Annotated in this window: 19 protein-coding genes; 6 read left to right on the forward strand and 13 right to left on the reverse strand. The window is 66.4% G+C overall.

Annotated features, from left to right (window positions below; translation table 11 throughout):
- Nucleotides 1-64: 64 nt before the first annotated feature.
- Nucleotides 65-1,186: a bifunctional 3,4-dihydroxy-2-butanone-4-phosphate synthase/GTP cyclohydrolase II gene (gene ribBA / locus PNO31109_RS16390; RefSeq protein ID WP_150556527.1), complete on the reverse strand. Its 1,122-nt coding sequence runs from the start codon at nucleotides 1,184-1,186 to the stop codon at nucleotides 65-67.
- A gap of 239 nt (nucleotides 1,187-1,425) precedes the next feature.
- On the opposite strand from ribBA, the gene PNO31109_RS16395 reads away from it, so the two are divergent.
- Both PNO31109_RS16395 and PNO31109_RS16400 read left to right on the forward strand, forming a co-directional pair.
- Nucleotides 1,426-1,758 carry an ArsR/SmtB family transcription factor gene (locus tag PNO31109_RS16395; RefSeq protein ID WP_150556528.1) on the forward strand — a complete coding sequence of 111 codons (333 nt, stop codon included), beginning with the start codon at nucleotides 1,426-1,428 and terminating at the stop codon, nucleotides 1,756-1,758.
- A gap of 2 nt (nucleotides 1,759-1,760) precedes the next feature.
- Entirely contained in the window at nucleotides 1,761-2,261 is a 501-nt protein-coding gene (locus PNO31109_RS16400) for an SRPBCC family protein (RefSeq protein ID WP_150556529.1), read from the forward strand.
- A 44-nt stretch (nucleotides 2,262-2,305) separates the two neighbouring features.
- On the opposite strand, the gene PNO31109_RS16405 is transcribed toward PNO31109_RS16400, so the two are convergent.
- On the reverse strand, nucleotides 2,306-3,196 hold the full coding sequence (locus tag PNO31109_RS16405; RefSeq protein ID WP_150556530.1) for a LysR family transcriptional regulator: 891 nt from the start codon (nucleotides 3,194-3,196) through the stop codon (nucleotides 2,306-2,308).
- Between the two features lie 138 nt (nucleotides 3,197-3,334).
- On the opposite strand from PNO31109_RS16405, the gene PNO31109_RS16410 reads away from it, so the two are divergent.
- Entirely contained in the window at nucleotides 3,335-4,528 is a 1,194-nt protein-coding gene (locus tag PNO31109_RS16410; RefSeq protein WP_206111221.1) for an MFS transporter, read from the forward strand.
- Between the two features lie 102 nt (nucleotides 4,529-4,630).
- Here PNO31109_RS16410 and PNO31109_RS16415 read toward each other — a convergent pair whose 3' ends face one another.
- The 6 genes from PNO31109_RS16415 to PNO31109_RS16440 form a co-directional block, all read right to left on the reverse strand.
- The gene (locus PNO31109_RS16415; protein ID WP_150556531.1) at nucleotides 4,631-5,332 is read right to left on the reverse strand and encodes an ABC transporter ATP-binding protein; all 702 of its coding nucleotides are present in this window, start codon (nucleotides 5,330-5,332) and stop codon (nucleotides 4,631-4,633) included.
- The gene (livG, locus tag PNO31109_RS16420) at nucleotides 5,332-6,099 is read right to left on the reverse strand and encodes a high-affinity branched-chain amino acid ABC transporter ATP-binding protein LivG (protein ID WP_150556532.1); all 768 of its coding nucleotides are present in this window, start codon (nucleotides 6,097-6,099) and stop codon (nucleotides 5,332-5,334) included. Before livG ends, PNO31109_RS16415 begins: the two co-directional genes overlap by 1 nt.
- Nucleotides 6,096-7,370, reverse strand: a complete 1,275-nt coding sequence (locus tag PNO31109_RS16425; protein WP_150556533.1) for a high-affinity branched-chain amino acid ABC transporter permease LivM — start codon at nucleotides 7,368-7,370, stop codon at nucleotides 6,096-6,098. The genes livG and PNO31109_RS16425 overlap by 4 nt, the downstream gene beginning before the upstream one ends.
- Before the next feature lie 8 nt (nucleotides 7,371-7,378).
- Nucleotides 7,379-8,302, reverse strand: a complete 924-nt coding sequence (gene livH / locus PNO31109_RS16430) for a high-affinity branched-chain amino acid ABC transporter permease LivH (protein ID WP_150556534.1) — start codon at nucleotides 8,300-8,302, stop codon at nucleotides 7,379-7,381.
- A gap of 104 nt (nucleotides 8,303-8,406) precedes the next feature.
- Nucleotides 8,407-9,519, reverse strand: coding sequence for a branched-chain amino acid ABC transporter substrate-binding protein (locus PNO31109_RS16435; protein WP_150556535.1), 1,113 nt, complete (start codon nucleotides 9,517-9,519; stop codon nucleotides 8,407-8,409).
- A 491-nt stretch (nucleotides 9,520-10,010) separates the two neighbouring features.
- On the reverse strand, nucleotides 10,011-10,916 hold the full coding sequence (locus PNO31109_RS16440; protein WP_150556617.1) for a LysR family transcriptional regulator: 906 nt from the start codon (nucleotides 10,914-10,916) through the stop codon (nucleotides 10,011-10,013).
- 204 nt (nucleotides 10,917-11,120) lie between these two features.
- Here PNO31109_RS16440 and PNO31109_RS16445 point away from each other — a divergent pair, with 204 nt between their 5' ends.
- The 3 genes from PNO31109_RS16445 to PNO31109_RS16455 are packed head-to-tail and all read left to right on the forward strand — an operon-like array spanning nucleotide 11,121 to nucleotide 12,936.
- Nucleotides 11,121-11,330 carry a tautomerase family protein gene (locus PNO31109_RS16445; RefSeq protein WP_150556536.1) on the forward strand — a complete coding sequence of 70 codons (210 nt, stop codon included), beginning with the start codon at nucleotides 11,121-11,123 and terminating at the stop codon, nucleotides 11,328-11,330.
- Entirely contained in the window at nucleotides 11,330-12,178 is an 849-nt protein-coding gene (locus PNO31109_RS16450) for a 2-keto-4-pentenoate hydratase (protein WP_150556537.1), read from the forward strand. The genes PNO31109_RS16445 and PNO31109_RS16450 overlap by 1 nt, the downstream gene beginning before the upstream one ends.
- Entirely contained in the window at nucleotides 12,175-12,936 is a 762-nt protein-coding gene (locus tag PNO31109_RS16455) for a 2-keto-4-pentenoate hydratase (RefSeq protein WP_150556538.1), read from the forward strand. Before PNO31109_RS16450 ends, PNO31109_RS16455 begins: the two co-directional genes overlap by 4 nt.
- 163 nt (nucleotides 12,937-13,099) lie before the next feature.
- Here PNO31109_RS16455 and ribD read toward each other — a convergent pair whose 3' ends face one another.
- From ribD to hemL, 5 genes are all read right to left on the reverse strand, one after another.
- Nucleotides 13,100-14,197 carry a bifunctional diaminohydroxyphosphoribosylaminopyrimidine deaminase/5-amino-6-(5-phosphoribosylamino)uracil reductase RibD gene (gene ribD / locus PNO31109_RS16465; protein WP_150556539.1) on the reverse strand — a complete coding sequence of 366 codons (1,098 nt, stop codon included), beginning with the start codon at nucleotides 14,195-14,197 and terminating at the stop codon, nucleotides 13,100-13,102.
- A gap of 6 nt (nucleotides 14,198-14,203) precedes the next feature.
- Nucleotides 14,204-14,743, reverse strand: coding sequence for a TPM domain-containing protein (locus PNO31109_RS16470; protein WP_150556540.1), 540 nt, complete (start codon nucleotides 14,741-14,743; stop codon nucleotides 14,204-14,206).
- Between the two features lie 5 nt (nucleotides 14,744-14,748).
- Nucleotides 14,749-15,612, reverse strand: coding sequence for a TPM domain-containing protein (locus PNO31109_RS16475; RefSeq protein WP_370750438.1), 864 nt, complete (start codon nucleotides 15,610-15,612; stop codon nucleotides 14,749-14,751).
- Between the two features lie 256 nt (nucleotides 15,613-15,868).
- The gene (locus tag PNO31109_RS16480; protein ID WP_150556541.1) at nucleotides 15,869-16,483 is read right to left on the reverse strand and encodes a LemA family protein; all 615 of its coding nucleotides are present in this window, start codon (nucleotides 16,481-16,483) and stop codon (nucleotides 15,869-15,871) included.
- Nucleotides 16,484-16,556: 73 nt separating this feature from the next.
- Nucleotides 16,557-17,861 (reverse strand): glutamate-1-semialdehyde 2,1-aminomutase, encoded by a 1,305-nt coding sequence (gene hemL / locus PNO31109_RS16485; protein WP_150556542.1) that lies wholly within the window; start codon nucleotides 17,859-17,861, stop codon nucleotides 16,557-16,559.
- Nucleotides 17,862-18,011: the final 150 nt, after the last annotated feature.

Raw genomic sequence — 18,011 nt, forward strand, 5'->3', positions numbered from 1 at the left:
AGGCAATGCTCGGCAAGGTGGCGCCCCGCCGGCCATTGGCGGCGGGGCGCAGATACGGGATTGCTCAGGCGGCGTCGGCGCCGGGCATCGGCTGGAAACCGGTGACCTCGAGGCCGTAACCCGCCATGTTCGGAATCTTGCGCGGGCTGGAGAGCACCCGCATTTTACCGACGCCCAGCTCGCGCAGGATCTGCGCGCCAACGCCATGCGTGCGGAAGTCCACCGGGCGACGCTTCGCGCGCGCGACCTTCTGCGTTTCGTCGAGCGCTTCGAATTGGGCGAACAGGTGCTCGGGCGTTTCCACGCAATTGAGCAGCACGACCACGCCCTTGCCGGCTTCGGCGATGGCCTGCATGGCCCCGGCGAGCGTCCAGGAGTGGGTCGAGACACCGGTCTCGAGCAGGTCGAACACCGACAGCGGCTCGTGTACGCGCACCAGCGTCTCGTCGGCGGGCGTGGGCGTGCCGCGCACCAGCGCCAGATGCGGATTGCCGCTCGGCTTGTCGCGGTAAAGCGTGGCCTGGAACGGACCCCATGCGGTCTGCATCTCGCGCGTGGCGACCGTCTCGATCATCGATTCGGTGCGGCTGCGGTAGTGGATCAGATCGACGATGGTGCCGATCTTGATGTCGTGCTGCTCGGCGAACTCCAGCAGCTGCGGCAGACGCGCCATCGTGCCGTCGTCGTTCATGATCTCGCAGATCACGGCCGCGGGCGTGAGGCCGGCCATGGCCGTCAGGTCGCAACCGGCCTCCGTGTGGCCGGCGCGCACGAGCACGCCGCCGGGCTGCGCCATGATCGGGAACACGTGTCCAGGCTGGACGATGTCTTCGGGGCGCGCGTCGCGCGCGATCGCTGTCTGCACCGTGTGGGCGCGATCGGCCGCCGAAATCCCCGTCGTCACGCCTTCGGCCGCCTCGATCGACAGCGTGAAGGCCGTGCCGTATTGCGTGCCGTTGCGATAGGTCATCAGCGGCAGGTTGAGCTGCTTGCAGCGCGCCTGCGTGAGCGTGAGGCAGATCAGCCCGCGACCGTACTTCGCCATGAAATTGATGGCCTCGGGCGTGGCGAACTCGGCCGCCATGACCAGATCGCCCTCGTTCTCACGATCTTCCTCGTCGACGAGGACTACCATGCGGCCGGCCTTCAGCTCGGCAATGATTTCTTCTGTAGTGGCCAACGGCATAGCGGGCAACGCGGGGGCTGAATTTGGAAAGGCTCTATTCTACGCCAAGCCGGTGTCCGGCAGCGGCCGAATCTCTTGCCGCGGCGGCCTGGCGACGTCGGGCAATGCTGTTTCAGGCGCCGTCCGAATCGAGGGCGGACGGATCGCCCCCCGAAATGCGACGTCGATATCGCCATCGTCGGAACATTCTGAAAACAAAGGCATTGACCTAAGTGATATCCGTCTCTATAGTTAGGTGCATGACTAACCAATCGATACCGCTCGATCGTATTTTCCAGGCGCTGTCGGACCCGACGCGCCGGGCGGTCGTCGAGCGTCTCACGCTGGGGCCGGCGTCGGTGAGCGAGCTGGCGCGTCCGTTCTCGATGGCGCTGCCGTCGTTCTCGCAGCATCTGAACGTGCTGGAGGAGAGCGGTCTGGTGGTCTCGCGAAAGCAGGGCCGCGTGCGCACGTACTCGCTCGAGACCGAAACGCTGGCCGGTGCGCAGGACTGGCTGCAACGGCAGCGCGACACATGGACGCGCCGCCTCGATCAGCTCGACAACTACCTGTTACAGATGAAGGAGACGTGAACATGAGCCGTGCCAATCTTTTCTCCGTCGACCCGAAGCTCGACCTCGTGCTCGAGCGCTACATCGACGTGCCGTGCGAGCGCGTCTGGGCCGCGTGGACGCAACCCGAGCACATCAAGAAGTGGTTCACGCCAGCGCCCTGGAAAACGGTCGACTGCGAGCTCGATCTACGCCCGGGCGGCTTGTTTCGCACGGTGATGGCGTCGCCCGAAGGTCAGCAGTTTCCGAACGACGGTTGCTATCTGGAAGTCGTCGAAAATTCGCGCCTCGTCTGGACCAACGCCATGTTGCCGGGCTTTCGTCCCGCACCGCCGCCCGCGACCGATCACTGCGGCAGCTTTCTGTTTACCGCGGCGGTGCTCATGGAGGCGCACGGCAAGGGTACGCGCTACACGGCGATGGCGATTCATCGCGACGAGGCCGCACGCGCCCAACATGAGGCGATGGGCTTTCACGAAGGCTGGGGCAAGGCGCTCGATCAGCTGGTCGAATTGATGCAGTAAGGCGGGGCGCGGCACGGCGGAGCGCAGCTTACCCGCTCTCGCCGTCACGGCGCAAACAGATGCTCGGCGGTGAAGTCGACGAAGGCACGGATCTTCGGCGACAGGTGGCGGCTCGATGGCCACAGTACGTGGAACACCATTTCCTGCGTCGTGTACTCGTCGAGCACGGTCACGAGGCTGCCCCGTTGCAATTGAGCGCGAACGGCAATTTCAGGCACGCACGCGACGCCAAGTCCCTGCTCGGCGAAACACACCTGCGGATCGAGCGTATTCGTCACCATGCTGGGCGGCAGTTCGATCGCGGGCGTCTCGCCCGACGGGGTGCCCAGCGGCCACACGTCGAGCTTGCCCGTGCTGGGGTAGCGATAGAGCAGACAGGCGTGCCGCGCCAGGTCTTCCGGGCGGCGCGGCGTTCCGGCCGCGGCGAAATAGGAGGGTGAGCCCACGACGACCTTGCGGCACGTGCCGAGCCGTCGCGCAATGAGCCGCGAGTCGCTCGGCGGCCCGGTGCGAATCACGGCGTCGAAGCCTTCCTCGATGACGTCGACGAGCCGGTCCGAATAATCGATGTCGAGCTCGATGTCCGGATACTGCCGTTTGAAATCCCCCAGCTTCGGCATGAACACGGTCCCGACGGACGGCAGGCTGATGCGCAGCTTGCCGCGCGGGGCTTCGCGCGTTTGCATCAGTTCCGCTTCGGCCGATTCCACTTCGCAGAGAATGCGCCGGCAGCGCTCGAGGAACATCGCGCCCTCGGGGGTGAGCGTAACGGTCCGCGTAGAGCGGTGAAACAGCCGCACGCCGAGCCGCGCCTCGAGCCGGGCGATGGCCTTGCTCACGGCCGACGCCGAAATGCCCAACTGGCGGCCCGTCTCGGTAAAGCTGCGCGACGTGCAGACGCGAACGAACGCATCGAGCGATCCCAGATTCTCCATCCGACATTCCCTATTGATGACTTTGGTGTCACAAATATTTTGCACTGTAGCCTGTTTTTCTTCGATACGGAGGTCGGCACCATGGCGATGTGTCGCCCGACGGGCGTTGGAATGGTCTGGAATCGAGGAGAAGCGTTCATGAATGAATTGACGGCAGGCGCATTGCCGAAGGATGTGGAGCGGTTGCCCCTCGGCGGGCTGCTCGCGCTGGCCATGGCAGCCTTTATCACGCTGCTGACCGAGATCATGCCGGCGGGCTTGCTGTCGTCGATCGCCCGAGGGCTCGACGTGACGGACAGCCTCGCTGGCCAGTTCATCACCGCTTACGCGGCCGGCGCGCTGGTGGCGGCGATCCCCGTCACGGCGCTCACGCAAGGTGTGCGGCGGCGCGCGTTGCTGCTGAGCGCGATCGCCGGCTTTGCCGTCGTGAACCTGGTGACGGCGCTCTCGGGCTGTTACGCCGTATCCCTGGTTGCCCGATTCCTTGCCGGTGTGTTCGGCGGCATCGTATGGTCGCTGCTGGCAGGCTACTCGGTACGGATGTCGCCGGCGCGCTACGCCGGACGCGCCATTGCGATCTCCGGGGCGGGCGCGACGGCCGCACTGGTGCTCGGTGTACCCGCGGGCACCTTGCTGGGACGTGTGATCGGCTGGCAGGGGGCGTTCGGTTTGATGTCAGGGCTGTGCGCGCTGCTGATTGCGTGGGTGCTGGCCGTCGTCCCCGATTTCCCGGGGCAGTCGCGGCAGCAGCGCCATGCGCTCGGCAAGGTGATCGCGATGCCCGGCATCCGGTCGGTACTGTGTGTGGTGCTCACCTTCGTGGCGGCTCACAACGTCCTCTACATCTACATCGAGCCGTTCTTGCAGCCGTCGGGCCTGTCGGCGAGCGTCGGCGCCGTGCTCTTCGTCTTCGGGGCCGGCTCGATCATCGGCCTGTGGATCGCGGGCGCCATCGTTGACCGCGAGTTGCGGGTGCTGGCGGTGTCCGGCCTCGCAATGTTCGGTCTGGCCGCCCTGCTGCTCGGCCTGTGGGGGCACAACCCCCGCGTGGTGTACGTGGCGGCGCTTGTGTGGGGCCTCGCCTTCGGCGGCTTCTCGACGATCACCCAGACGGCGCTTGCCCGTCTTGCGGGCGATGCAATGGACGTTGCGCAGTCCGCCTACGTGACCGGTTGGAACATCGCGGTTGCGACGGGTGGCGTTGTGGGCGGCATGCTGCTCGATCGCGCCGGCACCGGCGCGTTTGCATGGGCGATGATGGCAATGCTGCTGGCGTCGTGGGCAGCCACGGTGTTCGGCATGAACCGGGCGCTCTCGTCGCGCTCCGCGTGAGCCGGCGCCGGCGATAAAAAAAGACGTGCCCATGGGCACGTCTTTGTCCTGCAGCGCCAGCGCGTGACACGCGCTGTGGCGTGCCCGCATCAGCTGCCTGAATCAAGCGCCAAGATAGGCGCGCTTGATGTCGTCGTTGGCGAGCAGGTTTTGCGCGGAATCGGCCAGCACGACGCGGCCGGTCTCGAGAACATAGCCGCGATCGGCCACATGCAGCGCCTTGTTCGCGTTTTGTTCGACGAGGAATACCGTCACGCCTTCGTCGCGAATGGCTCGAATGATGTCGAAGATCTGGGCGATCACGAGCGGGGCGAGGCCAAGCGTCGGTTCGTCGAGCAGCAGCAGGCGCGGACGGCTCATCAGCGCCCGGCCGATCGCCAGCATCTGCTGCTCGCCGCCGGACATCGTGCCCGCGCGCTGCTTGCCGCGCTGGGCAAGCCGCGGGAACAGCTTGAAGACATGCTCCATGCCGGCATCGATGTCTTCCTTCGAGGCGAAGAACCCGCCCATCTTCAGGTTCTCGATGACGGTCAGGCTCGGGAACACGCGCCGGCCTTCCGGCGAAATGGCGAGCCCCATGCGCATGATCTCGTGCGTGGGGCGGCCGGTGATGTCGTGGCCTTCGAATGTCACGCGCCCGCTCGAGGCGCGCGGCGTGCCGCACACCGTCATCATGAGCGTGGTCTTGCCCGCGCCGTTGCTGCCGATGAGCGTGACGATCTCGCCCTTGTTCACTTCGATCGACACGCCCGAGAGCGCCTCGACGGCCCCGTAGTGGGTGTGGATCTGTTCCAGCTTGAGCATTATTCCTCTCCGAGGTAGGCCTTGATGACGCGCGGGTCGTTGCGCACCTCGTCGGGCTTGCCGATCATGATCGGCTTGCCGTGTTCCATCACGAGAATCCGATCGGAGACGCCCATCACGAGACTCATGTCGTGCTCGATGAGCAGCACCGAGATCCCGAACTCGTGGCGCAGATTGTCGACGAGCTGCTGCAGCTCGATCTTCTCCTGCGGGTTCAGGCCGGCGGCCGGTTCGTCGAGCATGAGCAGACGCGGCTCGGTGATCATGCAGCGCGCGATTTCCAGGCGGCGCTGATGACCATACGAAAGCGTGCCCGCTTCGCGGTTGGCCACCGCCGTGAGGCCCAGGCGGTCGAGCCACGCCTTGGCGCGCTCCAGCGCCGTGCGCTCGGCGCGACGGAACGCTCCCGTGGAGAAGAGTCCCTGCAGGAAGCCGCTGTGCACGCGCATGTGCTGCGCCACGAGCAGGTTTTCCACGACCGTCAGTTGGCGGAACAGGCGAATGTTCTGAAACGTGCGCACCAGACCGCGCCGCGCGACCATGTGGCTTGGCAGGCCGGTGATGTCGTCGCCGTCGAGCGTGATCGACCCGCTCGTGGGACGGTAGAAGCCGCCCACGCAGTTGAACACTGTGGTCTTGCCGGCGCCGTTCGGGCCGATGATCGCGAAGACTTCGTTCTTGCGGACGTCGAACTCGACGCCGTCGACAGCCAGCAGGCCGCCGAAGCGCATCTGCAGGCCGGAGAGTTTCAACAGTTCTGCACTCATTGCGGCAACTCCACATGCGGGCGGGTGGCGGGCAACAGGCCCTGCGGACGCCACATCATCATCAGCACCATCACCAGACCGAAAATCAGCATGCGGTATTCGGCGAAGTCGCGCGCGACTTCCGGCAGGATCGTGAGCAGGATGGCCGCGAGAATCACGCCGATCTGCGAGCCCATGCCGCCGAGCACCACCACGGCGAGAATGAGCGCCGATTCGATGAACGTGAACGATTCGGGCGTGACCAACCCCTGACGGGCCGCGAAGAACGCGCCGGCCAGGCCCGCGAACGACGCCCCCAGCGTGAACGCCGAGAGCTTGATGCGGGTCGGGTTCAGGCCCAGCGAGCGGCATGCGATTTCGTCTTCGCGCAGCGCTTCCCATGCGCGGCCGATCGGCATGCGGATGAGGCGGCTCGTGACGAACAGCGTAAAGCCCACGAGGGCGAAGGCGAGCAGGTACAGGAAGATGACCATGTGCGAGCCGCTGTAGTCGAGCCCGATCAGTTCGTGGAAAGTCTTTGCACCCTCGACGCTGGAGGAGCGCGCCATTTCGAACCCGAACACGCTCGGCTTCGGAATGCCCGACACGCCGTCGGGACCGCCCGTGATGCTGGTGAGGTTGTTGAGCAGCAGGCGGATGATTTCACCGAAGCCCAGCGTCACGATGGCCAGATAGTCGCCGCGCAGGCGCAGCACCGGGAAGCCGAGCAGAAAGCCGAAAGTGGCCGACATGAGCGCGGCGATCGGCAGGCATTCCCAGAACGTGAAGCCGAAGTACTGGTTGAGCAGCGCATACGTATAGCCGCCTACCGCGTAGAAGCCGACGTAACCGAGGTCGAGGAGGCCGGCGAAGCCCACCACGATGTTCAGGCCAAGGCCGAGCACGCAGTAGATGAGGGCGAGCGTCGCCACGTCCACCGCACCGCGCGAGCCGATGAACGGCCACACCAGACCGACGGCGAGCAGCACCCACATCGCGCTCAACTGCTGCCGGCGGCCCAGGGCAGGCACGCTCGGCACCTTGATCGCGCGCGTGGAGCGCAGCAGCAGCGGCTTGATCAGCTGGAACACGAAGATGACGGCCGCGGCGATCCAGACGGGGCGCCAGTGTTGCTCCAGCACGACCTTGTAGCCTTCGAGCTTGAGTTGCAGGCCCAGGATAGGGGCCGTGAGAACGATCGTCATGAGCGCGGAGATGACCGCGCCCTTGAGCGTATCGCCTGCCGGCGCGCGTTGTGCGGTGCCGGACTTTAGCGTGAGTTGTTGTGTCATGGTCGACCTCAGACTTTCTCGACGTCGGGCTTGCCCAGCAGGCCGGTCGGGCGGAACAGCAGCACGAGCACCAGCAGGCAGAAGGCCACGATGTCCTTGTACTCGGAGGGCATGTAGCCCGAGGCGAGGGTCTCCGCCAGCCCGAGCAGCACGCCGCCGAGCATGGCGCCGGGAATGCTGCCGATACCGCCGAGCACTGCCGCGGTAAACGCCTTGATGCCGGCGATGAAGCCGATGTACGGATTGAGCTTGCCGATGGTCAGGCCGATCAGCACGCCGCCCACGGCCGCGAGCATGGCGCCGAGCACGAACGTGAACGAGATCACGCGGTTCGTGTCGATGCCGAGCAGGTTGGCCATGCGCATGTCCTCGGCGCAGGCGCGGCAGGCGCGGCCCATGCGTGAGTTGGCGATGAACAGCGTGAGCAGGATCATCAGCGCGACCGTCACGCCCACGATCAGCATGCGAGCATAGGGAATGGTCACCGTGAACTCGCCCATCGGAATGTCGATGGCGCCGGAGATCAGCATCGGCACGGAAACGTCACGCGCGCCCTGGCCGATCTGCACGTAGTTCTGCAGGAAGATGGACATGCCGATCGCGGAGATCAGCGGTCCGAGGCGAGGTCCGCCGCGCAGCGGGCGATACGCCACGCGCTCGATCGCGAAACCGTAAAGGCCCGTGACCAGCACCGACACCAGCAGCGCCGCCCCGAGCACGAGCGGTAGGGGGTAGCCCGCTGCGGTGCCGATGGCAGTCAGTGTGACGAGCCCGACATAGGCGCCGATCATGTAGATCTCGCCGTGGGCGAAGTTGATCATACCGATGATGCCGTAGACCATTGTGTAGCCAATGGCGATCAACGCGTAGATCGCGCCCAGCGTCAGGCCATTGACCAGTTGCTGGGCAAGCTGTGGGAAAAAATCGTTCATGCGGGAAGCCTCGCGACGAGCGGGGGCCGAACGCGAATGCGCGCCGCCCGCCAGAGGCGGCGGGCGGCAGGGGGTGATTCGCTGGCCGGTAAAGCGTCAGGGAATCAGTTGGCGGCGGTCTTGGTGGCGTCCTTGTGCCAGGTGTAGACCACGAACTTGAACGACTTCAGGTCGCCCGCCGCGTCATACGCGACCTTGCCGATCGGGGTGTCGAACGTGTTCGCGTGCAGGTACTTGGCCACCTTCTCCGAGTCCGTGCTCTTGGCGCCGGCGATGCTCTTGGCGATCAGTTGCACGCCCGTGTAGGCCGGCATCTGGAACGGGCCGTTCGGATCGCGCTTGGCGTCGGCGAAGGCCTTCACCAGCTTGGCGTTGGCCGGATCGGCGGTGAAGTCGGCCGGCAGCGTGACGAGCATGCCTTCCGAGGCCGGGCCGGCAATTGCCGTCACGTCCTTGTTGCCCACGCCTTCCGGTCCCATGAACGTGGCCTTCACGCCTTGTTCGCGTGCCTGGCGCAGCAACAGGCCCATTTCCGGGTGGTAGCCGCCGAAGTACACGAAGTCCACGCCTTGCGACTTGAGCTTGGTGATCACGGCCGAGTAGTCCGAGTCGCCGGCGTTGATGCCTTCGAACAGCACGACCGGGATCTTGGCGGCGTCGAGGTCCTTCTTCACCGAAGTGGCGATGCCCTGGCCATACGACTGCTTGTCGTGCAGCACGGCGACCTTCTTCGGCTTGACCTTGTTGATGATGTACTGCGCGGCGGCCGGGCCCTGCTGATCGTCGCGGCCGATGGTGCGGAAGATGAAGTGGCGCTTCTTGCCTTCGGTGAGCTGCGGCGCCGTGGCCGACGGGGTGATCATCACCACGCCTTCGTTTTCATAGATGTCCGACGCCGGGATGGTCGATCCCGAGCACACGTGGCCGATCACGTACTTGATCTTCTGGCTGACGATCTTGTTGGCGACGGCGACAGCCTGCTTCGGCTCGCATGCATCGTCCATCATCACGGCTTCGAGCTTGTTGCCGTTTGCGCCGCCTGCGGCGTTGATTTCCTCGATCGCGGTCAGCGCGCCGGCCTTGACCATGTCGCCGTATTGCGCGACCGAGCCGCTGAACGGGCCGGCGATGGCGATCTTGACGGTTTCGGCATTGGCAGCCGTGCCGATCACGGCGAGGGCAGCGGCGACGAACAGGGATTTGTGACGGAACTGCATTGTGGACATCTCCTTGATTTGTATTTTTTGACTACCCGAGCGTGCGGGGTCTCGATCGACTGCTGAACCTGTCGGAATTTGATCATTCTTGCCAATTCAGGCGCGAACGATGCGCCATAGTAGCGTAATACGACGTTAATTTGGAACAGATGTGCGGAAGGCCTTCGAGACCCGCATGAATAAAGGATTTCAAAAGGGTCGGAAGCGGGAAATAAGAGTCGTCACACGGCTTCTCGGTAGTACTACGCAGATCGCGAAATGCGCATCCATGCGCCTTCGGCATAAATCGGGGACACGATGAATCCCGGCCATCGGCGCCGAGCCGGGTGGGAATCAGGACATTTTGGATACAATCCGCACGCCAGGGGTATCCAATTCGCCCGCTTTGCATCCGATCCGGTCCGGCATGGGCGGCATGAGGAGATATGGGCCATTCGTATGCTGCGCAGCCGCAGCCGCAGCCGCAGCCGCAGCCGCAGCCGGGGCTGGCGTCACATGGCGAGCGCGCGGCGCTGGGTCCGCGACTGGCGGATGAGCGCCAGAAACGCCGCCAGAATCGGCGAGTCGTCGTCGCGCCGATACATGCAGTTCAGTTCGATGGAGCGCAGGTTCGGTGACTTCAGCGGCCGGTAGACCACGCCGGGCAAGCGCAGGTTTGCCGCCGACTCCGTGGTCACGCATACGCCGAAGCGGCTCGCCACCAGCGCCATCGACGTCACCACGTCCTCCACTTCCTGCTCCACGCGCAGCGTCACGCCCTCCGCGCGAAAGGCCGCGGCCACCTCTTCGGCGAGGCCGGGCACCGGCGCGTTCGGATAGAGGATCATCCGCTCGTTGTCGAGATCGGCCAGGCTGAGCGTGGCGCGCTCGCACAGCGGATGCCCTTCGAAGAGCGCCACGAGAAACGGCTCGCGATGAATCCAGTCGACGACCAGGTCCGGCTCGTCCGGGATCAGGCGATTGAAGCCGATGGCGATGCGACGCTCGCGCAACGCGGCAATCTGCTCGGTCTTCGAGAGGTTGTGCAGGCCGATCTTCACCTCGGGCCGCTCGGTATGGAAGCTCGCGAGCAGCCGGGGGATCACGTTGAGAATGCCGGAGCTGAAGATGCCGACGTCGAGCCGCCCGATATAGCCCAGGCCGGCCAGCCGCGTCTGCTCCTGAGCGCGGCGCGTGAGTGCGAGGATGTTCGGTACTTCGGCGAGCAGCGTCTGTCCGGCTGCGGTCAGCGTGGCGCCCTTGGGCGTGCGCACGAAGAGCGGTGTGCCCAGTTGCGCCTCGAGTGCGTGGATGTGGCGCGTGAGCGGTGGCTGCGCCATGTTCAGTCGCTCGGCCGCGCGTCCGAAATGCCCTTCCTGCGCCACGGCCAGGAAGTAGCGCATTTGCTTGATGTCCATGAAATCCTCGTTGCCCTTTGCGCAGCTTTGCAGCAGCGTGTGTGCGGCTCGCGTGCGACGTGCGCGCCACAGCGGCGCAATGCCGCCAAACTCGATACCGAAATGGTATCGCAATTGGGAAATTTGGTATTGGACGGTATCCTGCCGCTCGCGCATCATGGAGCGACGACGTTGCTCCATTCGGCATTTTCAGGGGACAGAATCATGCCAATCGTACATATCAATCTGGTGGAGGGTCGCGACGACGCTACCGTGAAGGCCTGCGTGAAGGCCGTGGCGCGCACCGTGCACGAAACGCTCGGGGCGCCGCTCGAGTCGATCCGCGTGTACGCCACGCAGGTGCCGGCCGCGCACTGGGCCGTCGGCGAGCGCACCAAGGACGAGCCGGCCGCACCGGCCAGGGCGGGTGCGTGATGGCCGCCCAAACGCAAACCTCACAAGCCGCGCCGCGCGAGGCCGCCACGCAGGCGCGCCTGCAGCAGGCTGCCGACGCGCTGCTCGAGGCCGAGCGCTCGCATCGGTTCATCGCACCGTTGCGCGACACGTATGCGCCGCTCACCATCGAAGACGCCTACGCCATCCAGCGCATCAACACCGAGCGGCGTCTGGCCGCCGGGCGCCGCATCGTCGGCTGCAAGATCGGCCTCACGTCGGTCGCCGTGCAGAAGCAACTGGGTGTCGACCAACCCGATTTCGGCATGCTGTTCGACGACATGGGCTATGGGGACGGGGAGCCGATTCCCGCGTCGATTCTCACGCAGCCGAAGATCGAAGCCGAGATCGCGTTCGTGATCGGCCGCGATCTGAACGTCGAAAACCCGGGGCAGCTCGACGTACTGAACGCCATCGACTACGCGTTGCCGGCGCTCGAAATCGTGGGCAGCCGCGTGGCCGACTGGAACATCCGCATTACCGACACGATCGCGGACAACGCGTCTTCGTCCGCGTATGTGCTCGGCAACACGCCCAGGCAGCTCTCGGAATTCGACGCTCGCATGTGCGGCATGGTGCTCGAGCGCCGCGGCGAGCCGGTCTCGGTCGGCGCGGGCGCGGCCTGTCTGGGCAGCCCGATCAACGCCGTGGTGTGGCTTGCCCGCACGATGGCCGCCGTCGGCACGCCGCTCAAGGCGGGCGACCTCGTGCTCTCGGGCGCACTCGGCCCGATGGCGGCGGTGACGCCCGGCGACATCTTCGAGACCCGTATCAACGGCCTGGGATCGGTCCGCGCCGTCTTTGAACCTGCCAGCGAGGCTGCACGATGAGCCACATCCAAGACTACGCCAAGCTGCTCGACGACGCGGCCCGTTTCGCCCACGAAGTCGAGCAGTTCGACACCGACAACCGTCTGTCGCTCGAGGACGCCTATGCCATTCAGAAGGCGTCGCTCGCGCGCCGTGCCGAGCGCGGCGAGACGCGTGTCGGCGTGAAGATGGGCTTCACCAGCCGCGCAAAGATGATTCAGATGGGGCTCTCCGACGTCATCTGGGGGCGCCTGACTTCGGGCATGCAGGTCGAAGAGGGCACCGCCATCGATTTCAGGCGCTACGTGCATCCGCGCGTGGAACCGGAGATCGCGTTCATCCTGAACAAGCCGCTCGAAGGCAACGTCACCGGTCCGCAGGCGCTGGCGGCGGTCGAGGCGATCGCACCGGCCATCGAGATCATCGATTCGCGTTACAAGGACTTCAAGTTCACCCTGCCCGAGGTGATCGCGGACAATGCGTCGTCGAGCGGCTTCGTGATCGGCGCCTGGCACAGCCCGCACGTCGATTTCTCGAATCTGGGGCTTGCGATGACGATCAACGGCCGCACGGTGCAGGTCGGCTCCACGGCGGCGCTGCTCGGCCACCCGCTGCGCTCGCTGGTGGCGGCGGCGCGGCTGTCGGCCGCGGCCGGCGAGCCGTTGCAGGCGGGGTGGATCGTGATGGCGGGCGGCGCTACGCCGGCCGAATACATCCAGCCGGGGCAGTACGTGTGCGTGGAGATGGAGACGCTCGGTCGCGTGGGTTTTCACGTCTGAGCGCGAGGCGCGGATGAGCGGCCGCGCAGCGGGCGGCCGCCGCGAAGGACGGCGGGGTGTGCCGGGCGGCGCACGCATTTTCCATGTTTTCCGCGCTTTCCGCGTTTTGCGCTTTCCCCGTTCGCGGCGAGGCAGCCCTCCGGCGCGCTAGCCGCAACGTCACTTACTGGCGGCGAAAACGCGCCATGATGCGCAGGTCCTCTTCGATCATGCGCACGTCGGTGAAGGACAACGCGAGCTTGTCGTCGAGCGAGCTCAGCGCGGGCAGGTTGAACATGCCTTGCGCGTCGCCCACGAGGCAGGGGGCAAGATAGGCCAGCAGCTCGTCCACGCAGTGCTCGCGCAGCAGCGAGCCATTGAGCTTGAAGCCGGCCTCCACGTGAATCTCGTTGAGCTGGCGTTCGCCGAGCGCGCGCAGCAGCGCCGGCAGTTCGACCTTGCCGTTCGCATTGGGCAGGTCGAGCACTTCCACGCCGAGCTGGCGCAGACGCGCGGCACGTTCGGCGTCGCCGTTCGCGCACACGACCAGCGCATTGCCGTCCTTGAGAACCCTGGCGGACGGGGAGATGTCGAGCCGCGAGTCCACGACGACGCGCAGGGGCTGACGCGTGGTTTGCACTTCGCGCACCGTGAGCGCCGGATCGTCCTCGCGCACGGTGCCGATGCCGGTGAGGATCGCGCACGCGCGTGCACGCCATGCGTGGCCATCGGCGCGCGCCGCCGGCCCGGTGAGCCACTGGCTCACGCCGTTGTGCAGCGCCGTCTTGCCGTCGAGGCTTGCCGCGACTTTCATGCGGACCCACGGCGTGCCGCGCGTCATGCGCGCGACGAAGCCGATGTTCATCTCGCGTGCTTCCTGTTCCAGCAGACCGCAGCGCACCTCGATGCCGGCCTCACGCAGCATCGCGAGACCGCGCCCGGCCACCAGCGGATTCGGGTCCTCCATGGCCGCAATCACGCGTTTGACGCCCGCTTCGATCAATCCTTTCGCGCACGGCGGCGTGCGGCCGTAGTGGCTGCACGGCTCGAGCGTGACGTAGGCGGTTGCGCCACGCAGCGCTTCGCCGCGCACGCGGGCGTCCTTCATTGCCTGCACCTCGGCGTGGTCCTGGCCGGCGGGCTGAGTGAAGCCTTCGCCGATCACACGCCCGTCCTGCACGATGACGCAGCCCACGCGCGGGTTCGGCGAGGTCGTGAACATCGCGCGCTCGGCCAGCGCCAGCGCGCGGCGCATATAGGCAAAATCCTGGTCAGAAAACATGAGGCGTCAGATCATCAGCGGCCGGTCGGTCAGGGCATTGTCCGACTCGGCGCCGGCGTGAGCCGGCAGGGATTCGCGCGCAATGCCGCGCAGGGTGTCGAGAGCGCCGAGCACGCTCTCCACATAGCGTTCGTCACGGAAGCCGGCGCTCATCTGCGCGACGACGGCATCCCATTTCCGGGCGGGCACCAGCGCGTTGACGCCCTTGTCGGCCACCAGCTCGATATCGTGGTCGGCGACGTTGATATACAGCAGTATGCCCGTGCGCTCGCCGGTGTGCGCAATGCCCAGCTCGCGAAACAGATGCACGGCGCGCTGCCGGCAGCTCTGGCCTTGCCACACCGCCGCGAGCGGCATGGCCGCCTCGATGACCAGACGGATCTCGCAGCGGTGCTCGCGCTCGGACGCGCGGATCGCGGCTTCCAGCGCGTCGAGCGCCTTGTCGGGAAAAAGCCAGCGGGCGTGGGCGCGCCAGGTGCCAAAATGGCGCAGCCAGCGTGAGATGTCGTGTGGCTTGTGCTGCATCGCGATTGCCTCGTGTGTCATGGCCGTCACCAGTTCCCGGACGAGCCGCCGCCGTCGAAGCCGCCACCGCCGCCGCCGCCGAAACCGCCGCCACCGCCGCCACCGCCGCCGCCGCCACCGAAGCCACCGTCGCCACCGCCGCGCCCCCAGCCGCCAAATCCGCCCAAGCCGCCCAAGCCGCCCCCCAGGCCGGTCCCGAAGCCGCCCGCGCCGATGCGGCCGCGCTGGCCGGTGAGCACGCGCGAGCGCGGGTCGTTCAGGTCGGCGCCGGGCAGCCCCGGCCCTCGGAAGCGCCGACGGCTCTCCATGAGCACCACCATGCCGATGATGAAGACAATGAAGAGCAGCGGCAGGAAGTCGGACAGATCGCCGTGCGGCGCGCGCGTCGACGGCAGGTTCGGCGCCGGCAGCGCCTCGTTGTTCATGGCCGCCTGCACCGCTGCGACGCCGGCGGCGAGGCCGCCGAAGAAGTCGCCGCTGCGCAAGTGCGGCGCCATCACGTCACGCAGGATCCGGCCGGCGATCGCGTCGGTGAGCGAGCCCTGCACGCCGCGTCCGACCTCGATGCGCATCTTGCGCAAGTCATTCGGATTGTCCTTCGCGATGAGCAGGATGACGCCGTCGTCCACGCCCTTGCGCCCGGCCTTCCATGCGTCCGCCACGCGGATGCTGTACTGGTCGATGGTCTCGGGCGCGGTCGTCGGCACCATCAGGATGAAGATCTGGCTGCCGCGCTGCTGCTCGTATTGCGCGAGCTGGGTCTCGAGCGCGTTGCGCTGCTCGGCCGTGAGCGTGCCCGTCAGGTCGGTGACGCGCGCGGTGAGGGCGGGCACGGGCACCCCTTCCTCGGCGCTGGCGGGCAGCGCGAACCAGCACAGGCATGCCAGCAGCACGGCATAGAGCGCACCAAGGCAGGCGCCAAGGAGCGAACCAGACGACGAACCGGGCGACGAACCGGGCGACGAACCGGGCGACGAACCGGGCGACGAACCGGGCGACGAACCGGGCGACGCGCCGAGCGGTGCGCGGCGTGCCAGCCTTGGCGCCGGCACGTCCGTGCGCGGCCGACCCAGCCGGTGCGGCAGGTGCGCCGCGGCGGGCGAGGACGATGATCGGAACAGCGCAACGGCGGCCATGGCGCGACTCTCAGAACTTGACAGTCGGCGCCGTCGAGATGGCTTTCTCGTTCTCGACCGTGAAGTTCGGCTTCGGTCCGTAGCCGAACATCTTGGCGGTCAGATTGTTCGGGAATTGGCGCACGTACACGTTGTAGTCCTGCACCGACTGGATGTAGCGATTGCGCGCTACCGTGATGCGGTTCTCCGTGCCTTCGAGCTGCGACTGCAGATCCCGGAACAGGCCGTCGGCCTTCAGGTTCGGGTAGTTCTCCGACACGGCCATCAGGCGCGAGAGCGCGCCCGAGAGTTCGCCCTGAGCCTGCTGGAATTTCTTGAATGCTTCGGGATCGTTGAGCGTCTGCGGCGTGACGGTGATGCTCGTCGCCTTGGCACGGGCGTTGATCACGTCGGTGAGCGTCGTTTGCTCGTGCGCCGCGTAGCCTTTCACGGTGTTCACCAGGTTGGGCACCAGATCCGCGCGCCGCTGGTACTGGTTGACCACTTCGCTCCACGCCGCCTTGACGGCTTCGTCCTTGACCTGAATTTCGTTGTACCCGCACGCGCTGAGCAGCGACGCGAGGAGTCCCATGGCGAGCCAGCGCAAGATCGACTGAGGCAGGCGGGTCGGCAGCAGCATTTGCATGATGAGTTTCCTTGTTATGGTCGAACGGAATGACCGGTAGCGGGATCGGGCGTGCGCCGCGCGCACATGACGCTCATGCGAGCGTGCGGAATGCGTCGCGCGCGGCCTCGAGGGTCGCGTCGAGGACCGCGTCGTCGTGCGCGGCCGAGACGAAGCCTGCTTCGAATGCGCTCGGTGCGAGATAGACGCCGCGATCGAGCATCGCGTGGAAGAACTTGTTGAAGCGCGCGACGTCGGAGGTCGTCACCTCGGCGAAGCTCTGCGGCACGTTCGCACGGAAGTACAGGCCGAACATGCCGCCCACGCTGTCGCCCGAGAACGGCACGCCGGCGGCCTGCGCCGCCTCGACGAGGCCTGTCACCAGTTTCGACGTGCGCTTGGCCAGATCCTCGTAGAAGCCGGGCGCCTGAATGAGCTTGAGCGTCGCGAGGCCCGCGGCGACGGCCAGCGGGTTGCCCGAGAGCGTGCCGGCCTGGTAGACGCCCCCCAGCGGCGCGAGGTGCGACATGATGTCGCGGCGTCCGCCGAAGGCCGCGGCCGGCATGCCGCCGCCGATCACTTTGCCCAGGCACGTGAGATCGGCCGTGATGCCGTAGAGCGCCTGCGCACCGCCCAGCCCGACGCGGAAACCGCACATCACTTCGTCGAAGATGAGCACGGCGCCGTGGGCCGTACACAGCTCGCGCAGGGTCTGCAGGAAATTACGCGAGCCGCGCACGAGGTTCATGTTGCCGGCCACGGGCTCGACGATCACGGCCGCGATTTCGCCGCCCTGGCCGGCGAACAGTTCGCGCAGCTGCTCGACATTGTTGTACTCGAGCACGAGCGTGTCGCGCGTGACCTCGGGCGGGACGCCGGCCGACGACGGCGCGTTGCGCGTGGAGTCGGCGAACGTGAGCAGGCCCGAGCCCGCCTTGACGAGCAGGCTGTCGGCGTGGCCGTGGTAGCAGCCTTCGAACTTCACGATCTTGTTGCGGCCGGTGAAGCCGCGCGCGAGGCGCAGCGCGCTCATCGTCGCTTCGGTGCCCGAGGACACCAGGCGCACCTGTTCGATGGACGGTACGAGACGGCAGATTTCCTCTGCCATGGTCACTTCGGCCTCGGTCGGCGCGCCGAAGCTGAAGCCTTGCGACATGGCGTGCTGCACGGCGGCGACCACTTCCGGGTGGAGATGGCCCACGATCATCGGTCCCCACGAGCCGATGTAATCGATGTAGCGCGCGCCCTCGGCGTCCCACATGTACGGGCCCTGGGCGCGGGCGATGAAGCGCGGCGTGCCGCCGACCGAGCGAAACGCGCGCACGGGCGAATTCACGCCGCCGGGAATGGTCTGCTGGGCGCGCTCGAAGAGCGCGGCATTCGTGCTGTGTTCGGACATGGTGCCTCTTTACCTGATAAGGCCGGCACGGGCGGGGCGTACAACGCGGGCGGGCGAGCCGCGGCGTCGTGCAGCGCGTTGCCGGCACGGGAAATGAAGGATGCGTCTGGCCGCCGGAGGGCGTTGCGGCGCGGCAAAAACGGCTGCGCG

It is taken from the genome of Pandoraea nosoerga (genome assembly GCF_902459585.1).
GTDB lineage: Bacteria > Pseudomonadota > Gammaproteobacteria > Burkholderiales > Burkholderiaceae > Pandoraea > Pandoraea nosoerga.